At 70.5% G+C, this 19,546-nt stretch carries 15 protein-coding genes; 5 read left to right on the top strand and 10 right to left on the bottom strand.

The window, feature by feature from the left end:
• Position 1 precedes the first annotated feature (1 nt).
• The 3 genes from A4R43_RS09130 to A4R43_RS09140 all read left to right on the top strand — a co-directional run bounded on the left by A4R43_RS09130 (position 2) and on the right by A4R43_RS09140 (position 2,280).
• Positions 2-967: an aldo/keto reductase gene (locus A4R43_RS09130; protein WP_162788384.1), complete on the top strand. Its 966-nt coding sequence runs from the start codon at positions 2-4 to the stop codon at positions 965-967.
• 105 nt (positions 968-1,072) lie between these two features.
• Positions 1,073-2,065 (top strand): YncE family protein, encoded by a 993-nt coding sequence (locus A4R43_RS09135; protein WP_113691925.1) that lies wholly within the window; start codon positions 1,073-1,075, stop codon positions 2,063-2,065.
• Positions 2,062-2,280, top strand: a complete 219-nt coding sequence (locus A4R43_RS09140; protein ID WP_113691926.1) for a DUF5703 family protein — start codon at positions 2,062-2,064, stop codon at positions 2,278-2,280. The genes A4R43_RS09135 and A4R43_RS09140 overlap by 4 nt, the downstream gene beginning before the upstream one ends.
• Positions 2,281-2,421: 141 nt before the next feature.
• On the opposite strand, the gene A4R43_RS09145 is transcribed toward A4R43_RS09140, so the two are convergent.
• Both A4R43_RS09145 and pruA read right to left on the bottom strand, forming a co-directional pair.
• Positions 2,422-3,348 carry a proline dehydrogenase family protein gene (locus A4R43_RS09145; protein WP_113691927.1) on the bottom strand — a complete coding sequence of 309 codons (927 nt, stop codon included), beginning with the start codon at positions 3,346-3,348 and terminating at the stop codon, positions 2,422-2,424.
• A gap of 3 nt (positions 3,349-3,351) precedes the next feature.
• Positions 3,352-4,983: an L-glutamate gamma-semialdehyde dehydrogenase gene (gene pruA, locus A4R43_RS09150; protein WP_113691928.1), complete on the bottom strand. Its 1,632-nt coding sequence runs from the start codon at positions 4,981-4,983 to the stop codon at positions 3,352-3,354.
• A gap of 87 nt (positions 4,984-5,070) precedes the next feature.
• On the opposite strand from pruA, the gene A4R43_RS09155 reads away from it, so the two are divergent.
• Together A4R43_RS09155 and A4R43_RS09160 are read left to right on the top strand one after the other, a co-directional pair.
• Entirely contained in the window at positions 5,071-6,654 is a 1,584-nt protein-coding gene (locus A4R43_RS09155) for a PucR family transcriptional regulator (protein ID WP_113697451.1), read from the top strand.
• Positions 6,655-6,715: 61 nt separating this feature from the next.
• The gene (locus A4R43_RS09160; protein ID WP_113691929.1) at positions 6,716-7,930 is read left to right on the top strand and encodes an SGNH/GDSL hydrolase family protein; all 1,215 of its coding nucleotides are present in this window, start codon (positions 6,716-6,718) and stop codon (positions 7,928-7,930) included.
• 71 nt (positions 7,931-8,001) lie between these two features.
• Here A4R43_RS09160 and A4R43_RS09165 read toward each other — a convergent pair whose 3' ends face one another.
• The 8 genes from A4R43_RS09165 to A4R43_RS09200 form a co-directional block, all read right to left on the bottom strand.
• On the bottom strand, positions 8,002-9,411 hold the full coding sequence (locus A4R43_RS09165) for a Gfo/Idh/MocA family protein (protein WP_113691930.1): 1,410 nt from the start codon (positions 9,409-9,411) through the stop codon (positions 8,002-8,004).
• A gap of 16 nt (positions 9,412-9,427) precedes the next feature.
• A complete protein-coding gene (locus A4R43_RS09170; RefSeq protein ID WP_113697452.1) occupies positions 9,428-12,352 on the bottom strand; it encodes an endo-alpha-N-acetylgalactosaminidase family protein in 2,925 nt (974 codons plus the stop codon).
• Between the two features lie 103 nt (positions 12,353-12,455).
• Entirely contained in the window at positions 12,456-13,241 is a 786-nt protein-coding gene (locus A4R43_RS09175) for a DeoR/GlpR family DNA-binding transcription regulator (RefSeq protein ID WP_113691931.1), read from the bottom strand.
• A complete protein-coding gene (locus tag A4R43_RS09180; protein WP_113691932.1) occupies positions 13,238-15,022 on the bottom strand; it encodes a DUF5107 domain-containing protein in 1,785 nt (594 codons plus the stop codon). Before A4R43_RS09180 ends, A4R43_RS09175 begins: the two co-directional genes overlap by 4 nt.
• Positions 15,022-16,101 carry an ABC transporter ATP-binding protein gene (locus A4R43_RS09185; protein WP_113691933.1) on the bottom strand — a complete coding sequence of 360 codons (1,080 nt, stop codon included), beginning with the start codon at positions 16,099-16,101 and terminating at the stop codon, positions 15,022-15,024. The genes A4R43_RS09180 and A4R43_RS09185 overlap by 1 nt, the downstream gene beginning before the upstream one ends.
• An 11-nt stretch (positions 16,102-16,112) precedes the next feature.
• Entirely contained in the window at positions 16,113-17,033 is a 921-nt protein-coding gene (locus A4R43_RS09190) for a carbohydrate ABC transporter permease (protein ID WP_418190812.1), read from the bottom strand.
• An 18-nt stretch (positions 17,034-17,051) separates the two neighbouring features.
• On the bottom strand, positions 17,052-18,002 hold the full coding sequence (locus tag A4R43_RS09195; RefSeq protein ID WP_113691935.1) for a carbohydrate ABC transporter permease: 951 nt from the start codon (positions 18,000-18,002) through the stop codon (positions 17,052-17,054).
• A complete protein-coding gene (locus A4R43_RS09200; RefSeq protein ID WP_113691936.1) occupies positions 17,999-19,402 on the bottom strand; it encodes an ABC transporter substrate-binding protein in 1,404 nt (467 codons plus the stop codon). The genes A4R43_RS09195 and A4R43_RS09200 overlap by 4 nt, the downstream gene beginning before the upstream one ends.
• Positions 19,403-19,546 lie beyond the last annotated feature (144 nt).

Here is a 19,546-nt window from a genome sequence, read left to right on the forward strand (position 1 = left end):
AATGGAGAACCGGCAGCTCGGCGCGTCCGGCCTGAGAGTGTCCAGGATGGGCCTGGGCACGATGTCGTGGGGTACCGGCACGGACGCGGAAGAGGCCGCCAGCCAGCTGGTGGCCTTCGTCGACGCGGGTGGCACGCTGGTGGACACCGCCGACGTCTACGGCGACGGCGAAGCCGAGCGGATCCTCGGCTCCCTCCTGGGCGACCTGGTGCCGCGCACCGACATCGTGCTGGCCACCAAGGCGGTGGCGCGCAGCGGTGACGGCCCGTTCAGCGGCGGCGCCTCCCGCGGGGCCCTGCTCAACGCGCTCGACGGTTCCCTGCGCCGCCTCGGCACCGGCCACATCGACCTGTGGCAGCTGCACGCCTGGGACTCCTCGGTGCCGCTCGAGGAAACCCTGTCCGCGGTGGAGTACGCGGTCACCAGCGGGAAGGTGCGCTACGCCGGGGTCGCGAACTACTCCGGCTGGCAGCTGGCGACCGCGGCCACGCTGCCGTCCGGGGTGCGCCTGGTCTCCACGCAGATGGAGTACTCGCTGCTGCAGCGCGGGATCGAGCGCGAGGTGCTGCCCGCCGCCCAGCACCACGGCATCGGCGTCCTGCCGTGGGCGCCGCTCGGGCGTGGTGTGCTGACCGGCAAGTACCGCACCGGCACGCCCGCGGACTCCCGCGGCGCCTCCCCCGCTTACGCCGGGTATGTGGAACAGCACCGCACCGAGCGCGCGGCCCGCATCGTGCAGGCCGTGGTGACCGCCGCCGACGGGCTGGGCACGTCGCCGCTGGCGGTCGCGCTGGCCTGGGTGCGTGACCGGCCGGGCGTGGTCGCGCCGCTGGTCGGCGCCCGTGACACCGGCCAGCTGACCGGTTCGCTGATCGCCGAGGAGATCACCTTGCCGCCGGCGATCCGGTCCGCGCTCGACGACGTCAGCTCGATCGAGACCGGTTACCCGGAGCGATGGCCGCACTGAGCGGGTTCGAGGTGTCTGTTAGGTGACAGCCACGTGACGTGCCGTGGTTTCTACGGGATGCTGGCAGTGTCCGACTCGTCGGACTCACGGTCGGGAGGATCTGGATTGCGCCGGTTGCTTGTCGCTACGCCCCTGGTGGTCGCGCTGGTGTTGAGCGGCTGCGGCACGGGGAGCGACCAGTCCGACGACCTGCAGCTGGTGGCGAACCCGGTGGCCGCGACGGCCGTGCCCTCCCCCGCACGCACCGCCGAGCCCGCCGGGCGGGTGCTGCCCGCCGCGCCGGTCGCCTCGGTCGCGGCCGCGGGCGGCTTCCTCGCGGTGGCGCTCACCGAGCCGTCCCTGCAGCTCTACGACCTGGCCGACCTGGCGAAGCCACCACGCGCGGTGAGCCTTCCCGCGCCCGCCGAGCGACTCACCCCGGACGGTGACCGGCTGCTCGCCAGCCTGCCCGGCGCGAGCGCGCTGGCCAGGGTGAACCCGGCCGACGGCAGCGTCACCACGGTGCCGGTCGCGGGCCAGCCCGCCGCCGCCGCTCCGCGCGGGCCGCAGACGCTGGTCGCCGTGCGTGACCGCAAGGCGGTCGATGTGCTCGAAGGTGACCGCGTCACGAAGTCGATCACCGGCCAGGTCTACAGCGCCGACCAGGTGCTCACCGCCGGGAACAGCACGGTGGTGCTGGACCGGCTGCGCACCGCGTTGTTCGAAGTGGACCTCGCGGCGGGCACGGTCAACGAGGGCCTGCGTGCCGGTGACGGCGCCACGAACGCGGTGACCGACCGTTACGGCCGGGTGCTGGTCACCGACACCCGGGCGGGTTCGCTGCTGGCGTTCTCGGCCGGTCCCCTGCTGCTGCGGCAGCGCTATCCGGTGCCGGGCGGGGTCTACGGCATCGCCTACGACGCCCAGCGCGATCTGGCCTGGGTCACGCTCACCGAGCGCAACGAGGTCGCCGCGTTCGACGTCGGCGGCGGGGAGCCGGTGGAGCGGTTCCGGTTCCCCACGGTTCGCCAGCCCAATGCGGTGTCAGTGGATCCGGCGAGCTCGGCGGTGGTCGTCGGCTCGGCGGCCGGAGAAGGGATCCAGGTGATCACACCATGACCGAGGCGGTGGTCGAAGGGGATTGGGAGTATCGCCGGCTGCAGCTGCCACCCGGCGTGTCGCGGCTCTCCGCGGCGATCCAGCTCTCCATCCAGGCCGAGTTCTCCGGCTGGGAACTGTCCAACGTGCGCCTCTACGCCGACGGCACCCGCCGAGTCTGGCTCCGCCGGCGGCGCTCCCTCGCCACCGCGGGCGTGCCGGGCCCCAGCCTCTGACCCGACACCCCCGCGCCCGCCCCCGGCCCCGGCCCCGGACACGAATGTGGCTTTCGGGGCGGATTTCGCCCCGAAAGCCACATTCGTGTCATCCGGAACGAGGTTCCGGGCTCGCCGGGGGCAGGTGGCTACCCGGCCGCGCTATCCCCGGGAAGTGAACGAACGCAGGAAGAACGCCACGTTCGCCGGTCGCTCCGCCAGGCGCCGCATGAAGTACGGGTACCACTCGGTGCCATAAGGCACGTAGGCCCGCAGCCGCATTCCGCGGCCGGCGAGTTCCCGCTGTGCTTCCGGCCGCACGCCGTAGAGCATCTGGAACTCGAACTCCTCGGCCGACCGGTCGTGCTGCATGGCCAGCCACTCCGCGATGTCCACCAGCCGCGGGTCGTGCGTGGCCACCATCGGGTAGCCCTCCCCCGCCATCAGCACCTTCAGGCACCGCACGTAGGAAGCGTCCACTTCGGACTTCTCCCGGTACGCCACCGACGCGGGCTCGTCGTAGGCGCCCTTGCACAGCCGGATCCGCGAACCCGGACCGGCGAACTCCCGGCAGTCCGCCTCGGTGCGCTTGAGGTACGCCTGCAGCACGGTGCCGGTCGACGGGAAGTCCACGCGCAGGTCCCGCACGATCGACAGGGTCGAATCGGTGGTGGTGTGGTCCTCCATGTCGACGGTCACCGTGGTGCCGGCCGCCGCCGCGGCGGCGCAGATCTGCCGGGTGTGCTCCAGCGCGATCTTGTCGCCGTCCACCGGCAGCGCCTGGCCCAGCGCGGACAGCTTCACCGACACCTCGGCACGCTCGGCCAGGCCCTCCTCGCCGAGCGTGCGCAGCAGCACCCGGTAGGCGTCCACGGTCCGCTCGGCCTGCGCCCGGTCGGTGGTGTCCTCACCGAGGTGGTCGAGCGAGACCAGCCGGTCGGCGGTGAGCCGCCGGACGGTCTCGATGGCCTGGCCGAGTTCGTCCCCGGCGACGAACCGGTCGACGATGGGGCGCATCACCGGCGCCCGCTCCGCGATGCCGCGGAAGGACGCGGACCGGGAAGCGGCGATCAACGCGGAGCGGAGCATGGCTCAGTCCTCCAGCTGGTGCGGGTAGCCCGCCGAAACCGGCGGCACGAAGGTTTCCTTCACGGTGCGCGGGCTGATCCAGCGCTGCAGGTTGTAGATCGAGCCCGCCTTGTCGTTGGTGCCGGACGCGCGCCCGCCGCCGAAGGGCTGCTGGCCGACGACCGCACCGGTCGGCTTGTCGTTGACGTAGAAGTTGCCCGCCGCGAACCGCAGCGCCTGCGACGCCTTCACCACCGCCGCGCGGTCGTTGGCGATGATCGAGCCGGTGAGCCCGTAGGCCGCGCCCTGGTCGACCTGCTTGAGCACCTTCTCGAAGTCGCCGTCCTCGTAGACATGCACCGCCAGGAACGGGCCGAAGTACTCGGTGCTGAACACCTCGTGCGTCGGGTCCTCGCCGACCACCACGGTCGGGCGCACGAAGTAGCCCTCGCTGTCGTCCGCGGTGCCACCGGCGACGACCTGCAGCGAGTCGGATTCGTGCGCCAGCTTCAGCGCACCGGCCAGCCGGTCGTAGGCGCGCCGGTCGATCACCGCGCCGAGGAAGTTGGTCAGGTCGGTGACCGGGCCCATCTTCAGCGAGTCCACTTCGGACACCAGGTCGTCGCGCAGCCGGTTCCACACCGAGCGCGGCACGAAGGCACGCGAGGCCGCCGAGCACTTCTGGCCCTGGAACTCGAAGGCGCCGCGGACCAGCGCGGTGCGCAGCACGTCCACGTCGGCCGACGGGTGCGCGAGCACGAAGTCCTTGCCGCCGGTCTCGCCGACCAGCCGCGGGTAGGTGCGGTACCCGGAGATGTTCGCGCCGACCGAGGACCACAGGTGCTGGAAGGTGCGGGTGGACCCGGTGAAGTGGATCCCGGCCAGCGCCGGGTCGGCCAGCGCCACGTCGGAGACGGCCAGCCCGTCGCCGGTGACCAGGTTGATCACGCCCGGCGGCAGCCCGGCTTCTTCGAGCAGGCGCATGGTCAGGTGCGCGGCCAGGCCCTGGGTGGGCGACGGCTTCCAGACCACGGTGTTGCCCATCAGCGCGGGCGCGGTCGGCAGGTTGCCCGCGATGGCGGTGAAGTTGAACGGGGTGATGGCGTAGACGAAGCCTTCCAGCGGGCGGTAGTCCAGCCGGTTCCACACCCCCGGCGAGCTGATCGGCTGCTCGGCCTGCAGCTGCCTGGCGAAGTGCACGTTGAACCGCCAGAAGTCGGCCAGCTCGCAGGCGGAGTCGATCTCGGCCTGCACGGCGGTCTTCGACTGGCCGAGCATGGTGGCCGCGTTGAGCGTGTCGCGCCACGGGCCGGACAGCAGGTCGGCGGCACGCAGCAGCACCGCGGCGCGCTCGTCGAAGGGCAGTTCGCGCCAGGACTCGGCGGCACGCAGCGCGGCGGCGACCGCGGCCTTCGCGTCGGCGTGGGTGGCGTTGGCGGTGGTGCCGAGCACGTGGCGGTGCTTGTGCGGCTGCACCACGTCGATGCGTTCCCCACCGGCCATCCGCTGCTCACCGTCGATGGTCGAGGTCAGCTCGAACTGCCGCGACTCGAGTTCGGCGAGCTTCGCGACGAGCGAGGCGCGTTCCGGCGAGCCGGGGGCGTACTCGCGGACCGGTTCGTTGCGGGGTGCGGGCGGCTGGGTGATCGCGTCCATACCGGGAACGGTAAGCACGCGGCGGCCTCCTGGGATTGTCCGATCGGCTAAGCTTCGACGGCGAACCCCGTGCGATCGGACAACACCATGACCGACGGTCCCTCACTGCGCCAGTTGCTCGCCGCGATCGGCGAACCCCTGGTCCAGCTGGGCGCGGGTTCGGCCGACCTGCCGGTGCACGGGCTGGCCATTCTCGACCCGGACGACGAACCCGGCGCCTACCGCGGTGAGCTGGTGCTGATCATCGGCGCCCGCGGCCGGGACGCGCTGCGCTACCTGCGGGCGGCCGCGCGGCGCGGGGCCGCCGCGGTGGCGGTGAAGTCCGAGGAGCCGGACACCGCCCAGCTCGAAGCCGCCGCCGGTGACGCGGGGATCGGGCTGCTGGTGGTCCAGCCGCGTGCCCGGTGGGACCAGCTCTCCGCACTGATCCGCGAGTTGCTGGACAGCGCTGCCCTGACCGCCGGGCTGCGCGACGACAGCTCCGATCGGGACCTGTTCTCCCTGGCGCAGACCGTCGCCGCGCTGACCGGCGGCATCGTCAGCATCGAGGACGCCACCTACCGGCTGCTCGCGTACTCGCGGTCCGACAGTGAGGTCGATGAAGTGGACGAGCTGCGCCGGTTGACCATTCTCGGCTGGAAGGGCCCGGAGCGGTACCTCGAACTGCTCCGCGAATGGGGTGTCTACCAGCGGCTGCGCTCCGGCGAGGAGGTGGTCGACCTGGAGGAGCGGCCCGAACTCGGCATCCGGCGGCGGCTCGCGGTCGGCATCCGGGCCGGGAGCCAGCACCTGGGCGCGATCTGGGTGCAGCAGGGCAGCCAGCCGTTCACCGAGCAGGCGGGCAGCGCGCTGCTCGGGGCCGCGCGCATGGCCGCGCTGAGCATGCTCACCCAGCGCGGGCTGCCGGGCACGCGTTCGCGGGACGAGCTGGTCACCGGCCTGCTCGACGGCCGCGTCAGCGCCGACCTGGTCGCCGGGCAGCTCGGCCTCGACCCGGCCGCGCCGTCGGTGGTCCTCGCCTTCGCCGCCCGCACCATCGAGCCGGACCTGCCTGAGCACGAACTGCACCTGGCGGAGCTGGCGCGGGTGGTGTCCGTGCACGTCACCGCGCATCGCCGGGGCGCGCTGGTCGGGACGATCGGCGGGCGCGTGTACGCGGTGCTGCCGGTGACCACCGCGCCGGTCGGGCTCGCCGAGCGCATCGTCGACGTGCTGAAACGCCGGACCGCGCTGACCGTCCAAGCCGGAATCGGCGGCGCGGCCCCGTCGCTGCGTGCGGTGGTCACCTCGCGCGCGGAGGCGGACCGGGTGCTCGACGCGGTCAGCCGCACACCGGACCGGGCGGTGGGCAGCATCGGCGACCTGCGGGCCGAGGTGCTGCTCGGCGAGACGCTGTCCTTGCTGGAAGCCAACCCCGAGCTGCACGACCCGGCCGTCCAGTCCCTTGTGGAACACGACGCGGCACACGGCACCGAGCTGGTGGTCTCGCTGCTGGCCTATCTGGACGCGCTCGGGGACGTCCGGGCGGCGGCGGAAAAGCTGCATGTGCACCCGAACACGTTGCGGCACCGCGTCCGCCGCGCCCGCGCGCTCGGCGGCATCGATCTCGACGATCCGGCACATCGGGTGGTCAGCCACCTGAACCTGTTGCTGGCGCGAAGAAACCCCTGAACTGCCGCTGTCACCTGAACGGCGGTCACCGCACGGGCGCGGCGCGCTGAAAGGTGATCACATGCGGCGAATCCTGGCCGCCGGGGCGATCGCGGTGGCGGCCCTCGGCGTAGTGACGGCATCGAGCAACGCGCAGAGCCCCGAGCTGCCCGGGAACTGGGTCGGCACCTGGGCGGCGTCCCCGGCCGCCGGCGTGCCCGGCACCGAGGGTGGTTATCCCGACTATTCGATCCGCAACCTGGTCCATACCAGTGTCGGTGGTGCTTCGGTGCGGGTCCGGCTGTCCAACGCCTTCGGCACGCAGCCGCTGACGCTGGGCAAGGTGACCGTGGCAATCGCGGCCGAGCCGAACACCCCGCGGGCCGTTCCCGGTTCGATGCGCACCCTGACCTTCGGCGGCGCCGAGACGACCGTGATCCCCGCCGGGGCGGAGGTGCTCAGCGACGCGGCGTTGCTGCGTGTGCCGCAGGACGGCGACCTGCTGGTCACCACCTTCACGCCCGCCCCGTCCGGCCCGGTCACCCACCACCCGGCCGCGCTGCAGACCTCGTTCTTCACCAAGGCCGGCGACCGCGCGGCCGAGGAATCCGGGGCGTCCTTCACCGAGCAGACCTCGGTGTGGCACTACGTGTCCGGAGTGGACGTGCGGAGCCCGGCGCGCGGTTCGGTGGTCACGCTCGGCGACTCGATCACCGACGGCGTGGGCGGCACCCCGGGCACCAACCAGCGGTGGCCGGACTTCCTCAGCGACCGCCTGCAGGCCGCCGGGCGCCCGCTCGGTGTGCTCAACGCGGGCATCAGCGCGAACCGGCTGCTGCTCGACGTGCCGGGGTCGGGCGCCGGGCGCAACGCGCTGGCGCGGCTCGACGAGGACGTGCTCAGCCTCGGCGGGGTGAAGACGCTGGTGGTGCTGGAGGGCATCAACGACATCCAGCAGACCCCGCACCAGACCGATCCGGCGCAGATCATCGCCGCGTACCGGCAGCTCATCGCGCAGGCGCACGCGCGGGGCATCCGGGTCATCGGCGGCACGCTGACGCCGTTCAAGGGGTGGCGCGTCTACAACGAAACCCTGGAAGCGACGCGGCTCGCGGTGAACGAGTTCATCCGCCACGGCGGTGCCTTCGACGGCGTGGTCGACTTCGACGCGGCGATCCGGGATCCGCAGGACCCGCTGCGCATGCTGCCCGCCTACGACTGCGGCGACCACCTGCACCCGAACGACGCCGGCTTCCGCGCCATGGCGGACGCCGTCGATCTCGCCCTCCTCCGCTGAAACGTCACGAATGTGGCTTTCGAGACATCCGGCGTCCCGAAAGCCACATTCGTGACATCACCAGGTCCCGGTCAGGGCTTCGGTGAGTCGATGCCCGCGTGCGGGGTCTTCCAGTTGTTCCGCGTGAAGTCGGGGAACGGGATCGACGCGCCCTGGTGCTTCACCGACAGCACGCCCAGCGGCAGCGGCGCGCTCCACGCCGCCGAGTCGTAGACGTCGATGTCCGGCGGCAGGCCCAGGGTCAGGCACTGCACCAGCCGCCACAGCATGATGTAGTCCATCCCGCCGTGCCCGCCGTTGCCGCCGCCGACCTCGGTCCACAGCCAGTGGTCGAACGACTTGTAGGCGTCCCACGAACCCCATTTGTGCCCGCTGTGGTCCGGCTCGACGTAGATCCGCGCCGGATAGTCTTCGAACGCGCCCTTGGTGCCCGCGATGTAGTTGAGCCTGCTGTACGGGTGCGGGCTCGACACGCCGTGCACCAGGTGGATCACCCGTCCCTGTGCCGTCTGGATCAGGCTCATCGTGACGTCGCCCTTGACGTAGGTCTCCTGCCAGGACGAGTCGCCGCGCGGCACGTGTGCCTCGCGGTATTCGGCCAGCCCGAGCGCGGGCGTGCTCATCGTGCTGATCCGCGCCAGCCGGTCACCGCGGTGGATGTCCATGTACGCCGCCACCGGGCCCAGCCCGTGCGTCGGGTACAGGTCGGTGTTCAGCTTGGTGTGCCAGGTGCGCCGCCACTCGCCGGCGTAGTAGGTGTCCGAGAACAGCAGCTCCCGCAGGTCGTGCAGGTAGGCGCCGGAACCGTGCAGGATCTGCCCGAACTTCCCGGCGTGCACCATGCGCAGGGCGCGCATCTCGTTCTGCCCGTACGAGCAGTTCTCCAGCTGGATGCAGTGCCGCCCGGTCTGCTCGGAGGTGTCCACCAGCTCCCAGAGATCCTTCACGGTGATCCCGATCGGGCACTCCACGCCGACGTGCTTGCCCGCGCGCATCGCCGCCAGCGCCATCGGCGTGTGCCATTCCCACGGCGTGGCCACGTAGACGAAGTCCACGTCGTCCCTGGCCACCAGCTGCTCGAAGGCGTGCTCACCGTTGGTGTAGACGGCGGGCTCCGGCTGCCCGGCATCGGTGACCACCTTGGCGGCCTTCTGCGCGAACTCGGGCCGGTTGTCACACAGCGCCGTCACCTTCGCGCCCGGCACACCGAGCAGGTCAGTCAGCATGCCGGCGCCGCGGTTGCCGAGGCCGATGATGCCGAACCGGGGGTTCGGCGTCGGCTTGAACGGCACCCCGATCATCGACTTGCCCCGCCGCTTCGGCCACGATCGCGCGTCCTCACCCACCGCCGGAATGGTATCGGCGGCCGCGGCGGACGGCCCGCCGAGCGTGACCAGCCCCGCGCCCATGCCCGCGATGGCCGTGTTCCGCAGCAGCGAGCGCCGCGACACGCCGGACTGCTCCGAGCTTTGCTCAGCCATTTCTCCTCCAGATCCCTCAGCCGGCGAGGCCGAGATCGAAAACGGTGAAGTCGTCCATGACCAGGTCCGCCTGTAGCGGGGTGGGCACGTCGTGCTTGCGCAGCCCGACCCACGCGTCCGGACCGTCCACAGTGAACTCCTGGGCGAAACGCGCGGTCTGGTGCTGCGCGGGCAGCGGCGTCGCCTGCTCCGCGGTGCCCGAACCGGTGATCCAGGAGTACTGGCCCGCGTGCCCGTTCTGGTACGAGAACTCGACGCGGTACCGGTGCCCCGGCTCGAAGCGGACGGTCTGCGGCACGGTCCGGTAGACCAGCCCGGCGTTCTCCTCGTGGGCCTTGAGTGACCAGTTCCCGCTCAGCACGTCGTCGACGAGCTTCCCGTGCCAGCCGCGCTGCGTGTAGGGCGCGTGCAGCTCGGACAGGTGCGTGCGCGGATCGGTGCTGCCACCGGCGTCACCCTTGACGAACGGGCCCCAGCCCTGGTCGACGTGCTCGAAGTCCTCGTTGACGATGCCGGGTCCGGCAACGCGTTCGGTCGGCACCACGCGCACGTCGTCCACCCGCACCCCGGCACCACCGGTGATGCGCAGGTTCGGCTGCTCCCCCGCCGCCACGTCGAACACCACGCGGAGACGCTGGAAGTAGGTGCCCTGCTTCTCGTCCGCCGCCACATAGTTCTTCGCCGTGGACCGGTCGATGAAGTTCTTGGTGTTCCCGACGGTCAGTTCCGTCCTCTGTGGAGATTCGACCCACACGGAAGCGCTGTAGGTACCCGGTTCCAGGCCGGTCAGCCGTTGCTCCAAAGCTCCCAGGCCGTCGAACCGCGCGACCGTGTGCCCGAGCGCGGTCCGTTCGGCATGCACGTCACCCTGCGGCCGCCATCGGCGCAGATCGGCGGCATTGAACCCGGGATCGACCAGGCCGGTCCCCTCACCCCAGCGCGGATCGGCGGTGCGCCCGCCCGGCCCGTCCAGCACGTACGGCACCCCGGGCTCGGCGTCGAGCGTCACCTTCCCGTGCTGCGGGCGAACCACCCCGACGGCTTCCCGGCCGGTGTCGGTCAGCCGGTACATGGTCAGTTCGCGCTCGTCCGGCACCGTCCATTCGGTACGGCCGCCGGCCGGGTTGTAGTGGTAGTACTTGCCTTTCCACGGCAGCAGGTACTTGTCACCGTCGAGCACCTTGGCGTCCCCGGCGAAGATCTCCCGCTTGCCCGCCGCGTCGGTGCCGCGCACGCCGCCGGTGAAGGTGATCTCGTGCTCGTCCCACCGCGTGATCCGCTGCTGCTGCAGGAACTTCGCGGGCAGGTTGTGCACCCAGATGTTGCGGTGGAAGCTGGTCCAGTCGGTTTCCCCGGTCCAGCCCTCGAACTCCTCGATCCGGGTGTTGCCCAGGATCGGGTGCGGGTTCCAGGTGTCGCGCTGGTCGTTGCGGATGAACCGGATGATGCGCGAGTTCAGCCCCTTGTTGGTCTGCCCGCCGTAGTCGAGGTCGTTGGCCCAGTGCGACCACAGCGACGAGCGTTCGAGCTTGTCCGACCATTCGGTGCCGACCGTCCACCCCTGGTCGCGCAGTTCGCGGAGCATGTGGTCGGCGACGTAGCCGTGGTTGCGGAACACGTCGATGTAGAGGAAGTCCAGGTTCGGATGCGTTTCCTCGCGCAGCTGCCGGAACCGCTTGGCCAGCTCGCCGGACGCGTTGTCCCGGCGCTGGTCGATCTCCCGCGACTGGTCGAGCCAGTTCCAGCCCGCCCGGTCGAGGTCGACCAGCTGCTCACTGAACGCCTTGGCCTCCGGATAGGACTCGGTCGCGTTGACGTGCACGCCGAAGTCCGCGTTGAACTTCTCCCCTTCGGCCGCCAGCGTGTTGAGGTCCGCGAGCCCGCCGGCGCGCTCGTTGTAGTTGCCGCCGTAGTCCGGGTGCGCGGAGTCGTGCCCCTCGCTGCCGTAGCCCTTGAGCACGGCCAGCTGCCCGAGCCCGTCGGTGGCCAGCGAGATCCGCTTGACGTCGTCGAGCGTGCGCAGGAACGGGTGCGTGGCCTGGCTGGCGAAGTTGAACGGGATGTGCGTGATCACACGGTCCGGCGTTTTCGCGGCACCGGGCGCGGTGATCGCGATGTCGCGGAAGGCGATGGCACCGTCCTGCCAGTCGACCTTGCCGTCGCCGTTGACCTCGGGCGTGACCACCACCTTCGCCCAGGGCAGTTCCTCGGTGGCCGCCGAGCCCTCGGCGCGGTAGGTCCACTGCCCGCTCCACACACCGACCCGGGTGCCGTCACCGTCCTTGCGTGCCTGGTGCCACAGCCGGGCGTCGTCCCCGTTGGTCGCGCCGGATGGCTTGTCATACACGGAGTTCGTCTCGACCGCGGCAGCCAGCGATCCGGTGTGGACGATCCCGTAGGAGGCACCGACGGGATTCGGCTCGGCGGCGGTCTCCGGGGTCACTGGAGCGAACACGTCCGCGGTGCGGGTGGCGTTCGGGTCCAGCGTGGTGAACGCGGTACCCGCGCCCGGCTGTCCACTTGAGACGGACACCAGGTCGTGGCCGGGCAGGTCGAGGGTGCCGACGCGGAACTGGTCGGTGTCGGTGATCCGGTCGATCCGGAAGGTGGTGGCGCGGCCGTCGACGCGCAGGGACGCGTCGATCACCACCCCCGGCTGGTCATCGACGGTCAGCCGGTAGCGGGCCACGTTGCCGGAGACCGAGCCCTGCCCGGTGACCCGGTGGGCCGCGCCGTTGATGGTGATCTGGTCCAGGCCACCGGTGCGGCCGTCCAGCGTCGCGCCGGTGGCGCGGTCGGTGTACCGGTGCACCAGCGGGAAGTCGGCGCCCACCTCCACGGAGAGTTCCGGCGAGGTGAGGACAAGCGCCGGCGGTTCGGCGGCGACGGCCGGGGTGACTCCGGTGAGCAGGACCGCAACGAGGATCGAACGGGGAAGCATGGTGAACCCTTCTGCCACCGAGCGTTCTTTCCTGATTTTTCTAGGCTTGTTTCGCTCATAAGTCAACATCTGCGAGCAGATTCGAGCAGTACGGAGCAGGCTGTCAGACCGTCCGCAGGCGCACGCCCGCCGCCGCGAACCGCGCTTCGACCTCGGCCACCACGGGGGCATCGGTGACCACAAGATCCACCGCGGAGATCGGGCAGATCCGGGCGAACGCGCGCTTGCCCAGCTTCGAGCTGTCGGCCGCGACCACCACCCGCGCGGCACGCTCGACCATCAGCCGGTTGATGTCGGCTTCGCCTTCGTGGTGCGCGTACGCCCCGGTTTCGGGATCGATCCCGTCCACGCCGAGAATCAGCAGGTCCAGCGAGATGTCGGCGAGCACGCCGGTGGCCAGCGGGCCGGTCAGCTCGAACGAGCGCGGCCGGGCCACCCCGCCGGTGACCACCAGCTTGAGGTGCTGGCGCACGGCGAGTTCACCGGCGATGTTGAGCGCGTTGGTCACCACGGTCAGCGCGGGCCTGCCCGGCCGGTGGTCCAGCTCCGCCCTGGCCGCGATGGCCCTGGCGATCTCGGTGGTGGTGGTCCCGCCGTTGAGCCCGACCACCGCGCCCGGTTCGACGAGCAGCGCCACGTTCCGGCTGATCCGGGACTTCTCCGGCGCCTTGAGCGCGCTCTTGTACCGCAGCGGCAGGTCGTACGAGACGTGCGTGGCGATCGCGCCGCCACGCGTGCGGATCAGCAGCTGCTGCTCGGCCAGGTGGTCCAGGTCGCGCCGGATGGTCGCGGCCGACACGGCCAGTTCCTCCGCCAGCGCCTCGACCAGGACCTTGCCGCGCTCACCGACCACCGACAGCAGCCCGCTGAGCCGCTCGTGCCGGTTCACCGCGCCGTCATCCGGAAGTCGTACCGCCGGGGCAGCGGCCGGTCACCGCCCAGCGCCCGCTGGATCTCGGCCCAGGTGTCCGAAAGGGACGTGTCGCCTTCACGGATGTCCGGCACGTCGAAGCCCGCGAGGAACACCTCTTCCGCACCGGCCGCGTCCCCGGCGGCCAGCAGCGCGCGTGCGGTGAGCAGCCGGATCCGTCCGTTGCGCATCGGTGCCGTCGCGAGCATGGTCAGCGCCTCGCCCGCCTGCCCGGCCGCGAGCGCCGCGTCGATCGCTTCGACCGCCAGCTCGGCCGGGGCCAGGTCGAACGCCCGTCTCAGCAGGGAGGCGTCATCGGTGGCGATCCCGAGATTCCGCACTGCCCAGGCGTTTTCCGTGTCCTCAAGGGACGCTCGCCACGCCTGTTCGGCGGCGACCTTGTCCCCGGCGTACCAGTGTGCGACACCCCGGTGGTACCAGACCAGCCAGTTCGGCTCGGCCGCTGCCAGCTCGCCTCGCCAGGTCACCAGCGTGCCGTCCGGCGGAGTCCGCGGATCCGGTGCGGCCATCTTGCCGTCGAGCAGGTCCAGCCACGGCCGTTGCCGTTCACCCAGCGTGGTCTCGGGAAACGGGGTGCCCGGGAGCGCGACCGGTCTCCGGCGCAGTTCCAGCGCACCCCAGCCGGAGCCCGCGTACAGCCACTCCCCCGGTTCCCGGTCCGCGACGGCCAGCCATTCGTCATACCGGGCGTCCACATCGGACTCGGCGTCGGCGGGCCCGTACGTCTCCAGCCAGTCCCGCGACTCCCCGCCGGGCAGCCGCAGGTGCTCCAGCTGCGTGCGCGCCAGCCCGGCCTGGATCTCCAGGTAGCCCGTCTCCGACCCCGGCGAAAGCCACTCCTGCCACCGGCTGCCGCCCGCGGACGTGCCCCAGACGAACAGCTTCCGGCCACGCAGCAACCGCGTCGACGTCTGCCGCAGGCCGTAACCGGTCTCGTCAACCGCCGCGATCCACGGCCGTTGCCCGGGTTCGAGGTCGAAGAAGAAGTCCGCGGCGTGTTCATACGCACTCGGATCGATCTCCGGCGGCATCGGAATCCGATCAAGGCGGCCACCGTAGCCGTAGTGCCACGCGAATTCGGCGGGCGCCAGCACCCGGGTGCCGGGCGTCTGCGGCACGGCGATGTTCGACCACCAGTACAGCGGCACCTCGTGTGCGTGCGGATTCCGCACCCGGATGCCGACCAGCAACACCGGCGAGTCCTCCGGCAGCCGGAAATCCAGCTGGTACGGCAGGTTCCGGGTCCGCTCCCACTCCCACAGCCGCAGCCCGTCGGTACCGATCAGCGCCGCCTGCATCGGCTCGCAGGTCATCGTGGTGTGCCCGGTGCTGCCGAGATTCCATTCGACCCCGCCGGCGAACCAGGCGTCCCGCAGGGCGAGGTTCGCCGGTTGCAGCACCGGGTTGCGGAACAGCAGTTCACGCTCGCGCACCTTGTCGTACAGCGAATACAGGCGCCCGCCGAGTGACGGCAGCACGGTCGCGCGCAGCCTGCCGTTCTCCAGCACCAGCGCGGGTAGCGTCCGCTCGGTGCGCTCGCGCCCGTACCCGTTCTGCAGCAGGCACGGCAGCACGCTGTCCAGCTTCCCGTACCGCACGCCGTCGGCGAGGTCCGGCGGCAGTTCGTCCACATTGGTCACCTGCTGCGCGGCGGTGAGCGGGGTGAGCGGCGGCAGCGGGTTCTCGGGTCCGATCGGCGCGGCGGGCAGGGTCAGCCCGGTGCGGAAGACACGCGTCATCAGTCCGGCAGCCGCTCTCCGGTCGCCTCGTCGAACAGGTGCACCGCACCCGGCCGCGGCGACAGCCCGAGCCGTTCACCGCGCTGCCACGCCGCCATGCCCTCGGTGCGCACGGTCAGCACCTGGTCGGTGCTCCCGGACACCGAGCAGTACAGGTACTGATCGCTGCCGAGTTCCTCGACCACCTCGACCACCGCACCGATGCCGTCCTCGGCCGCGCCGACCGTCCACCCCTCCGGCCGCACGCCGACCACCACGCGCTCACTGGTCAGCGCCGCGCGCTGGTCCGGCGTCAACGGCAGATGCGTGCCGCCGACGACCGCGCCCTCGGTGCCGATCGTGGTGTGGATCAGGTTCATCGCGGGCGAGCCGATGAACCCGGCGACAAAAACGTTGACCGGCCGCGAGAACAGCCCGATCGGCGTGTCGCACTGCTGGAGCACGCCGTCCTTGAGCACCGCGACCCGGTCCCCCATGGTCATCGCCTCGACCTGGTCGTGCGTGACGTAGACCGTGGTCACGCCGAGCTTGCGCTGCAGCGAGGCGATCTGCGTGCGGGTCTGCACGCGGAGCTTGGCGTCCAGATTGGACAGCGGTTCGTCCATGCAGAACACCTGCGGGCTGCGCACGATCGCGCGGCCCATCGCCACCCGCTGCCGCTGGCCGCCGGACAGCTTCGCCGGCTTGCGGTCCAGGAACGGCTCCAGGTCGAGCACCTTCGCCGCCTCGGCCACCGCGCGCTCGCGCTCGGCCCGCGGCACCTTCTGGATCTTCAGGTGGAAGCCGATGTTCTCGGCCACCGTCATGTGCGGGTAGAGCGCGTAGTTCTGGAACACCATGGCGATGTCCCGGTTCTTCGGCGCCATCTCGGTGACGTCGCGGTCGCCGATGTGGATGGTGCCCTCGTCCACGCCCTCGAGCCCGGCGAGCATGCGCAGCGTGGTCGACTTCCCGCAGCCCGACGGGCCGACCAGCACCAGGAACTCCCCGTCCGGCACCTCGAGGTCCAGCCCGTCCACCGCCGGCCGGTCCGAGCCGGCGTAGTACCTGGTCGCGCCCCGGAAGGAAACGCCTGCCATGACTTTCTCCCTTACTTTCCGGCGCCGAGGGTCAGGCCGGTGATGATCCGCCGCGCCAGCACCACGTAGAGCACCAGCATCGGCAGCACGACGATGGCCACGCCCGCGATCAGCCCGCCGTATTCGGACTGGTAGCTGGCCGCGCCGTAGAAGGTGAACAGCGCCCGTGACAGGGTGAAGTCCGCGTTCTCCTGCAGGAACACGATGGCCAGCAGGGTCTCGTTCCACAGCCCGATCAGGTTCAGGATCAACGCGGTGATCAGCCCGCCGCGTGCCAGCGGCAGCATGATCGAGACGAAGGTCCGCAGCGGTGACGCGCCGTCGATCGCCGCGGCCTCCTCCATCTCGTCCGGCAGCGAGCGGAAGAACCCGGTCAGCAGGAACACGGTGAACGGCAGCGACAGCGCCACGTAGATGAGGAACAGGCCGAACAGGTTGTTCGCCAGCCCGATCTTCGCCATGTTCACGAACAGCGGGATGATCACCGTCTGGAACGGCACGCCCATGCCGATCGCCACGAACCCGGTCATCCCGCTGGCCCCGCGCACACCGAGCCTGGTCAGCGCGTACGCCGCCGGCGCGGAGACGACCACGGTGACGATGGCGGCCGCGCCGACGAGCAGCACGGTGTTGACGAACGCCGAGCCCAGCCCGGCCTGGTTCCAGGCGTAGACGTAGTTGCGGAACGGATCCCCGGCGACGAACCACTGGCGCGGCAGCTGGAACGGCTGGGTGAAGATCTCCACCGGCGTCTTGAACGACGACGAGAGCAGCCAGTACAGCACAAAGAGGTTGAACGCGGTGAACGCCCACACCACCACCGTGCCGAGCACCTTGAGCGGGCTCAGCCGCCGCGACCCCGGCGCCGGCTTGGGCTTGCGTGGTGGCCTGCGCACCGGCTTCGCCACCGGTTCACGCGGAGGTGCGGTCAATACCACTGCAGACACTCCTCAGAACTGGATGGCGTCGCGGCGCATCAGGCGGCGCAGGAGCAGGACGAGCACGGTCACCAGCGCGATCATCGCCACCGCGCAGGCGCAGGCGGCCCCGAAGTCCGGGGTGCCGTTCGAGCCGAACGACCGGTCGAACACGTAGATGCCCAGCGTCCAGGCGTTGTTCGGCGGCGAGTAGGTGCCCGGCCCGGCCAGCACGAAGACCAGCTCGAAGATCTTCAGCGCGTTGATCGTCCACAGCACCCCGGCCACGCCGACCACGTCCCAGGTCAGCGGCAGCGTCACGTTGCGGAACTTCTGCCACGGCGAGGCACCCGCCAGCTCGGCGTCCTCGTACAGGTACGGCGGGATGCGGTCCACCGCGGCCATCAGGATGGTGATGTAGAACCCCGAACTGGCCCACATGATCGCCGCGGTGACCGCCCAGGTCACGTTCGCCGGGTCGAGGAACTTCGCCGCGGTCAGCCCGACGCTCTCCAGCAGGAAGTTCGCCAGCCCCTGCTTGCCCGGCTGGTACTTGAACACGAACCCGAGGAACATGCCCAGCGCCACCGGCGCCACGATGTTCGGGAAGAACAGGATCGCGCGCACCAGCTTCCCGCCCCGCATCTCCCGCAGCACCATGGTGAACAGGAAGGCCAGCACGAAGGTGCCGATGCCACCGACGAACACGTAGATCAGCGTGTTGCGGAAGGAGTACTGGAACGAATCGCTGGCCCACATCCGCGCGTACTGCGTGAACCCGGAGAACTCCGGGCTGTCGCCGGCCCCGGCCCAGCTGGTGAAGCTGAGCACCACGGTGGCGATGGTCGGCAGCACCAGGAAGATCAGGTACAGCGCGAACGCCGGGGCGACGAACGGCCAGAACAACCGGCGCTTGCGCACCTCGTGCTGCCCGTGCGTGCCGCGGCGCGGCCGCGGCACGACTGCTTCGGCGGTTGTCGTCATGAGCCCTGCGCGGCCCAGAACTCGGCCGACTTCGCGGCCAGGCCGTCGACGAACTGCTGCGGGGTGATGCGCGCCTTGAGCAGGTCGAGGTTGAGCGGGTCGAACACCTCGGTGGCCCACTTGCCGCCAGCCAGCCCGTCGAGCCCGTCGTACTGCAGCACGTGCTCCTTCTCCGGGTCGTCGATGGCGGCCTTGATGTCCTTCAGGTCGTCCGGTACCGGCAGGTCCGCGCGCGGCACCAGATTGTTGGCCACCACGGTCATGCCGAGCAGGATGTCCTTGTTCAGCGTGTAGGCGATGAACGCCTTGGCCGCCTCGGTGTGCTTGGCCGCCTTGGGAATGGAGAAGCCGATCGACATCTGCTCGACCGTGTCGTGCGTGGCGCCGTCGGGCATCGGGAACTGGAACGAGCCGTAGTCGATCTTGGTCGCGCCGCCCTGCTTGGCCAGGTATTCGCGGGTCTCGCTGGGCACCCAGCTGCCGACGTAGAGGAAGCGTGCCTCCCCGTCGGCCCAGCGCTGCTGCACCTGCGGGAACTTGGCCGCGTCCCAGCCTTCGATGAAGTACGGCGGGATCTTCGCGGTTTCCTCGGCGGCCCGGCGGAAACCGGGATCGGTCAGCCAGGCCTGCCCGGTCGGGTCGCTGGCCGCGCGGTAGAGCCCGCCGGCGCCGACGAACCGCTCGGCGAGCTGGGTGTAGAAGTACATGTTGTAGAAGGAGATGTCACCGTCCTGCGCGACGGCGGCCTTGCCGTCGGCCTTCGCCTGGTCGAACAGGGCGGTCAGCTCGGCCATTGTGGACGGTGGCTTGACCTCCCCGGCGGTGGCCTTGTCGTACCACCAGGCGCTGGCCATCATCTCGTACGGCACCATGAAGTTCGCGCCGGTCTTGTCCTTGTTCTGCGGGAAGTCGTACGAGCTGGGCGCGAGCACGTCCTTGACCGTCTTCTCGCCCTCGCCGACCTTCATCGCGAACACGTCGTCCACGCTCTGCGTGCCACCCGGCTGCATGATCGCCGCGCTGACCTTGCTGACGTCCTGGTCGAACAGGTCGGGCACGTTGCCGGTGTTCAGCGCGGGCACCAGGTTGGTGGTGTAGCCCTTGCGCCCCAGCCACTCCACGTTGACCTTGACCCCGGTCTTCTCGGTGAAGCAGCGCATCGCCTTCTGCAGGACCTTGCCCTGCGGCTCGTCGGCCGTCCACATCGACCAGTAGGTCAGTTCCTTGTCCGCCTGCGGCTTGACGCCCGGTTCGGGACACGGCGCGTTCAGGAACTCCTCGGCCCCGGGCAGCGCGTTGGCCGCGCCGGGCGCGCCCTCCTGGCCGGTCGGCGTGCCGCACGCGGCGAGCGTCAGCACCAGTCCCGCCGTGAGTCCGAGCTTGCCACGAGCTGATCTCATCGCCACCACCTGATCGATTCGACGAACTTCCAGCGGGACCGCTGCGCGTTAGTGCGCAGTTTTGTCCTCGTTCAAGCATGTGTCAACAGTGTGGACGCACAACTGTGCAACAAAGTCGCGGAATCGTGCTCGGAGCGGCGGCAC

The sequence above is a fragment of the Amycolatopsis albispora genome (assembly GCF_003312875.1).
In the GTDB taxonomy this organism is placed as follows: domain Bacteria; phylum Actinomycetota; class Actinomycetes; order Mycobacteriales; family Pseudonocardiaceae; genus Amycolatopsis; species Amycolatopsis albispora.

Excerpts from the sequence above, each read along its gene's own strand:
- A4R43_RS09155 (WP_113697451.1), top strand. The coding sequence starts at position 5,071 with ATGACCGACGGTCCCTCACTGCGCCAGTTGCTCGCCGCGATCGGCGAA.
- A4R43_RS09130 (WP_162788384.1), top strand. The coding sequence starts at position 2 with ATGGAGAACCGGCAGCTCGGCGCGTCCGGCCTGAGAGTGTCCAGGATG.
- A4R43_RS09180 (WP_113691932.1), bottom strand. The coding sequence starts at position 15,022 with ATGACGCGTGTCTTCCGCACCGGGCTGACCCTGCCCGCCGCGCCGATC.
- A4R43_RS09195 (WP_113691935.1), bottom strand. The coding sequence starts at position 18,002 with ATGACGACAACCGCCGAAGCAGTCGTGCCGCGGCCGCGCCGCGGCACG.
- A4R43_RS09160 (WP_113691929.1), top strand. The coding sequence starts at position 6,716 with ATGCGGCGAATCCTGGCCGCCGGGGCGATCGCGGTGGCGGCCCTCGGC.
- pruA (WP_113691928.1), bottom strand. The coding sequence starts at position 4,983 with ATGGACGCGATCACCCAGCCGCCCGCACCCCGCAACGAACCGGTCCGC.
- A4R43_RS09165 (WP_113691930.1), bottom strand. The coding sequence starts at position 9,411 with ATGGCTGAGCAAAGCTCGGAGCAGTCCGGCGTGTCGCGGCGCTCGCTG.
- A4R43_RS09145 (WP_113691927.1), bottom strand. The coding sequence starts at position 3,348 with ATGCTCCGCTCCGCGTTGATCGCCGCTTCCCGGTCCGCGTCCTTCCGC.
- A4R43_RS09140 (WP_113691926.1), top strand. The coding sequence starts at position 2,062 with ATGACCGAGGCGGTGGTCGAAGGGGATTGGGAGTATCGCCGGCTGCAG.
- A4R43_RS09170 (WP_113697452.1), bottom strand. The coding sequence starts at position 12,352 with ATGCTTCCCCGTTCGATCCTCGTTGCGGTCCTGCTCACCGGAGTCACC.
- A4R43_RS09185 (WP_113691933.1), bottom strand. The coding sequence starts at position 16,101 with ATGGCAGGCGTTTCCTTCCGGGGCGCGACCAGGTACTACGCCGGCTCG.
- A4R43_RS09200 (WP_113691936.1), bottom strand. The coding sequence starts at position 19,402 with ATGAGATCAGCTCGTGGCAAGCTCGGACTCACGGCGGGACTGGTGCTG.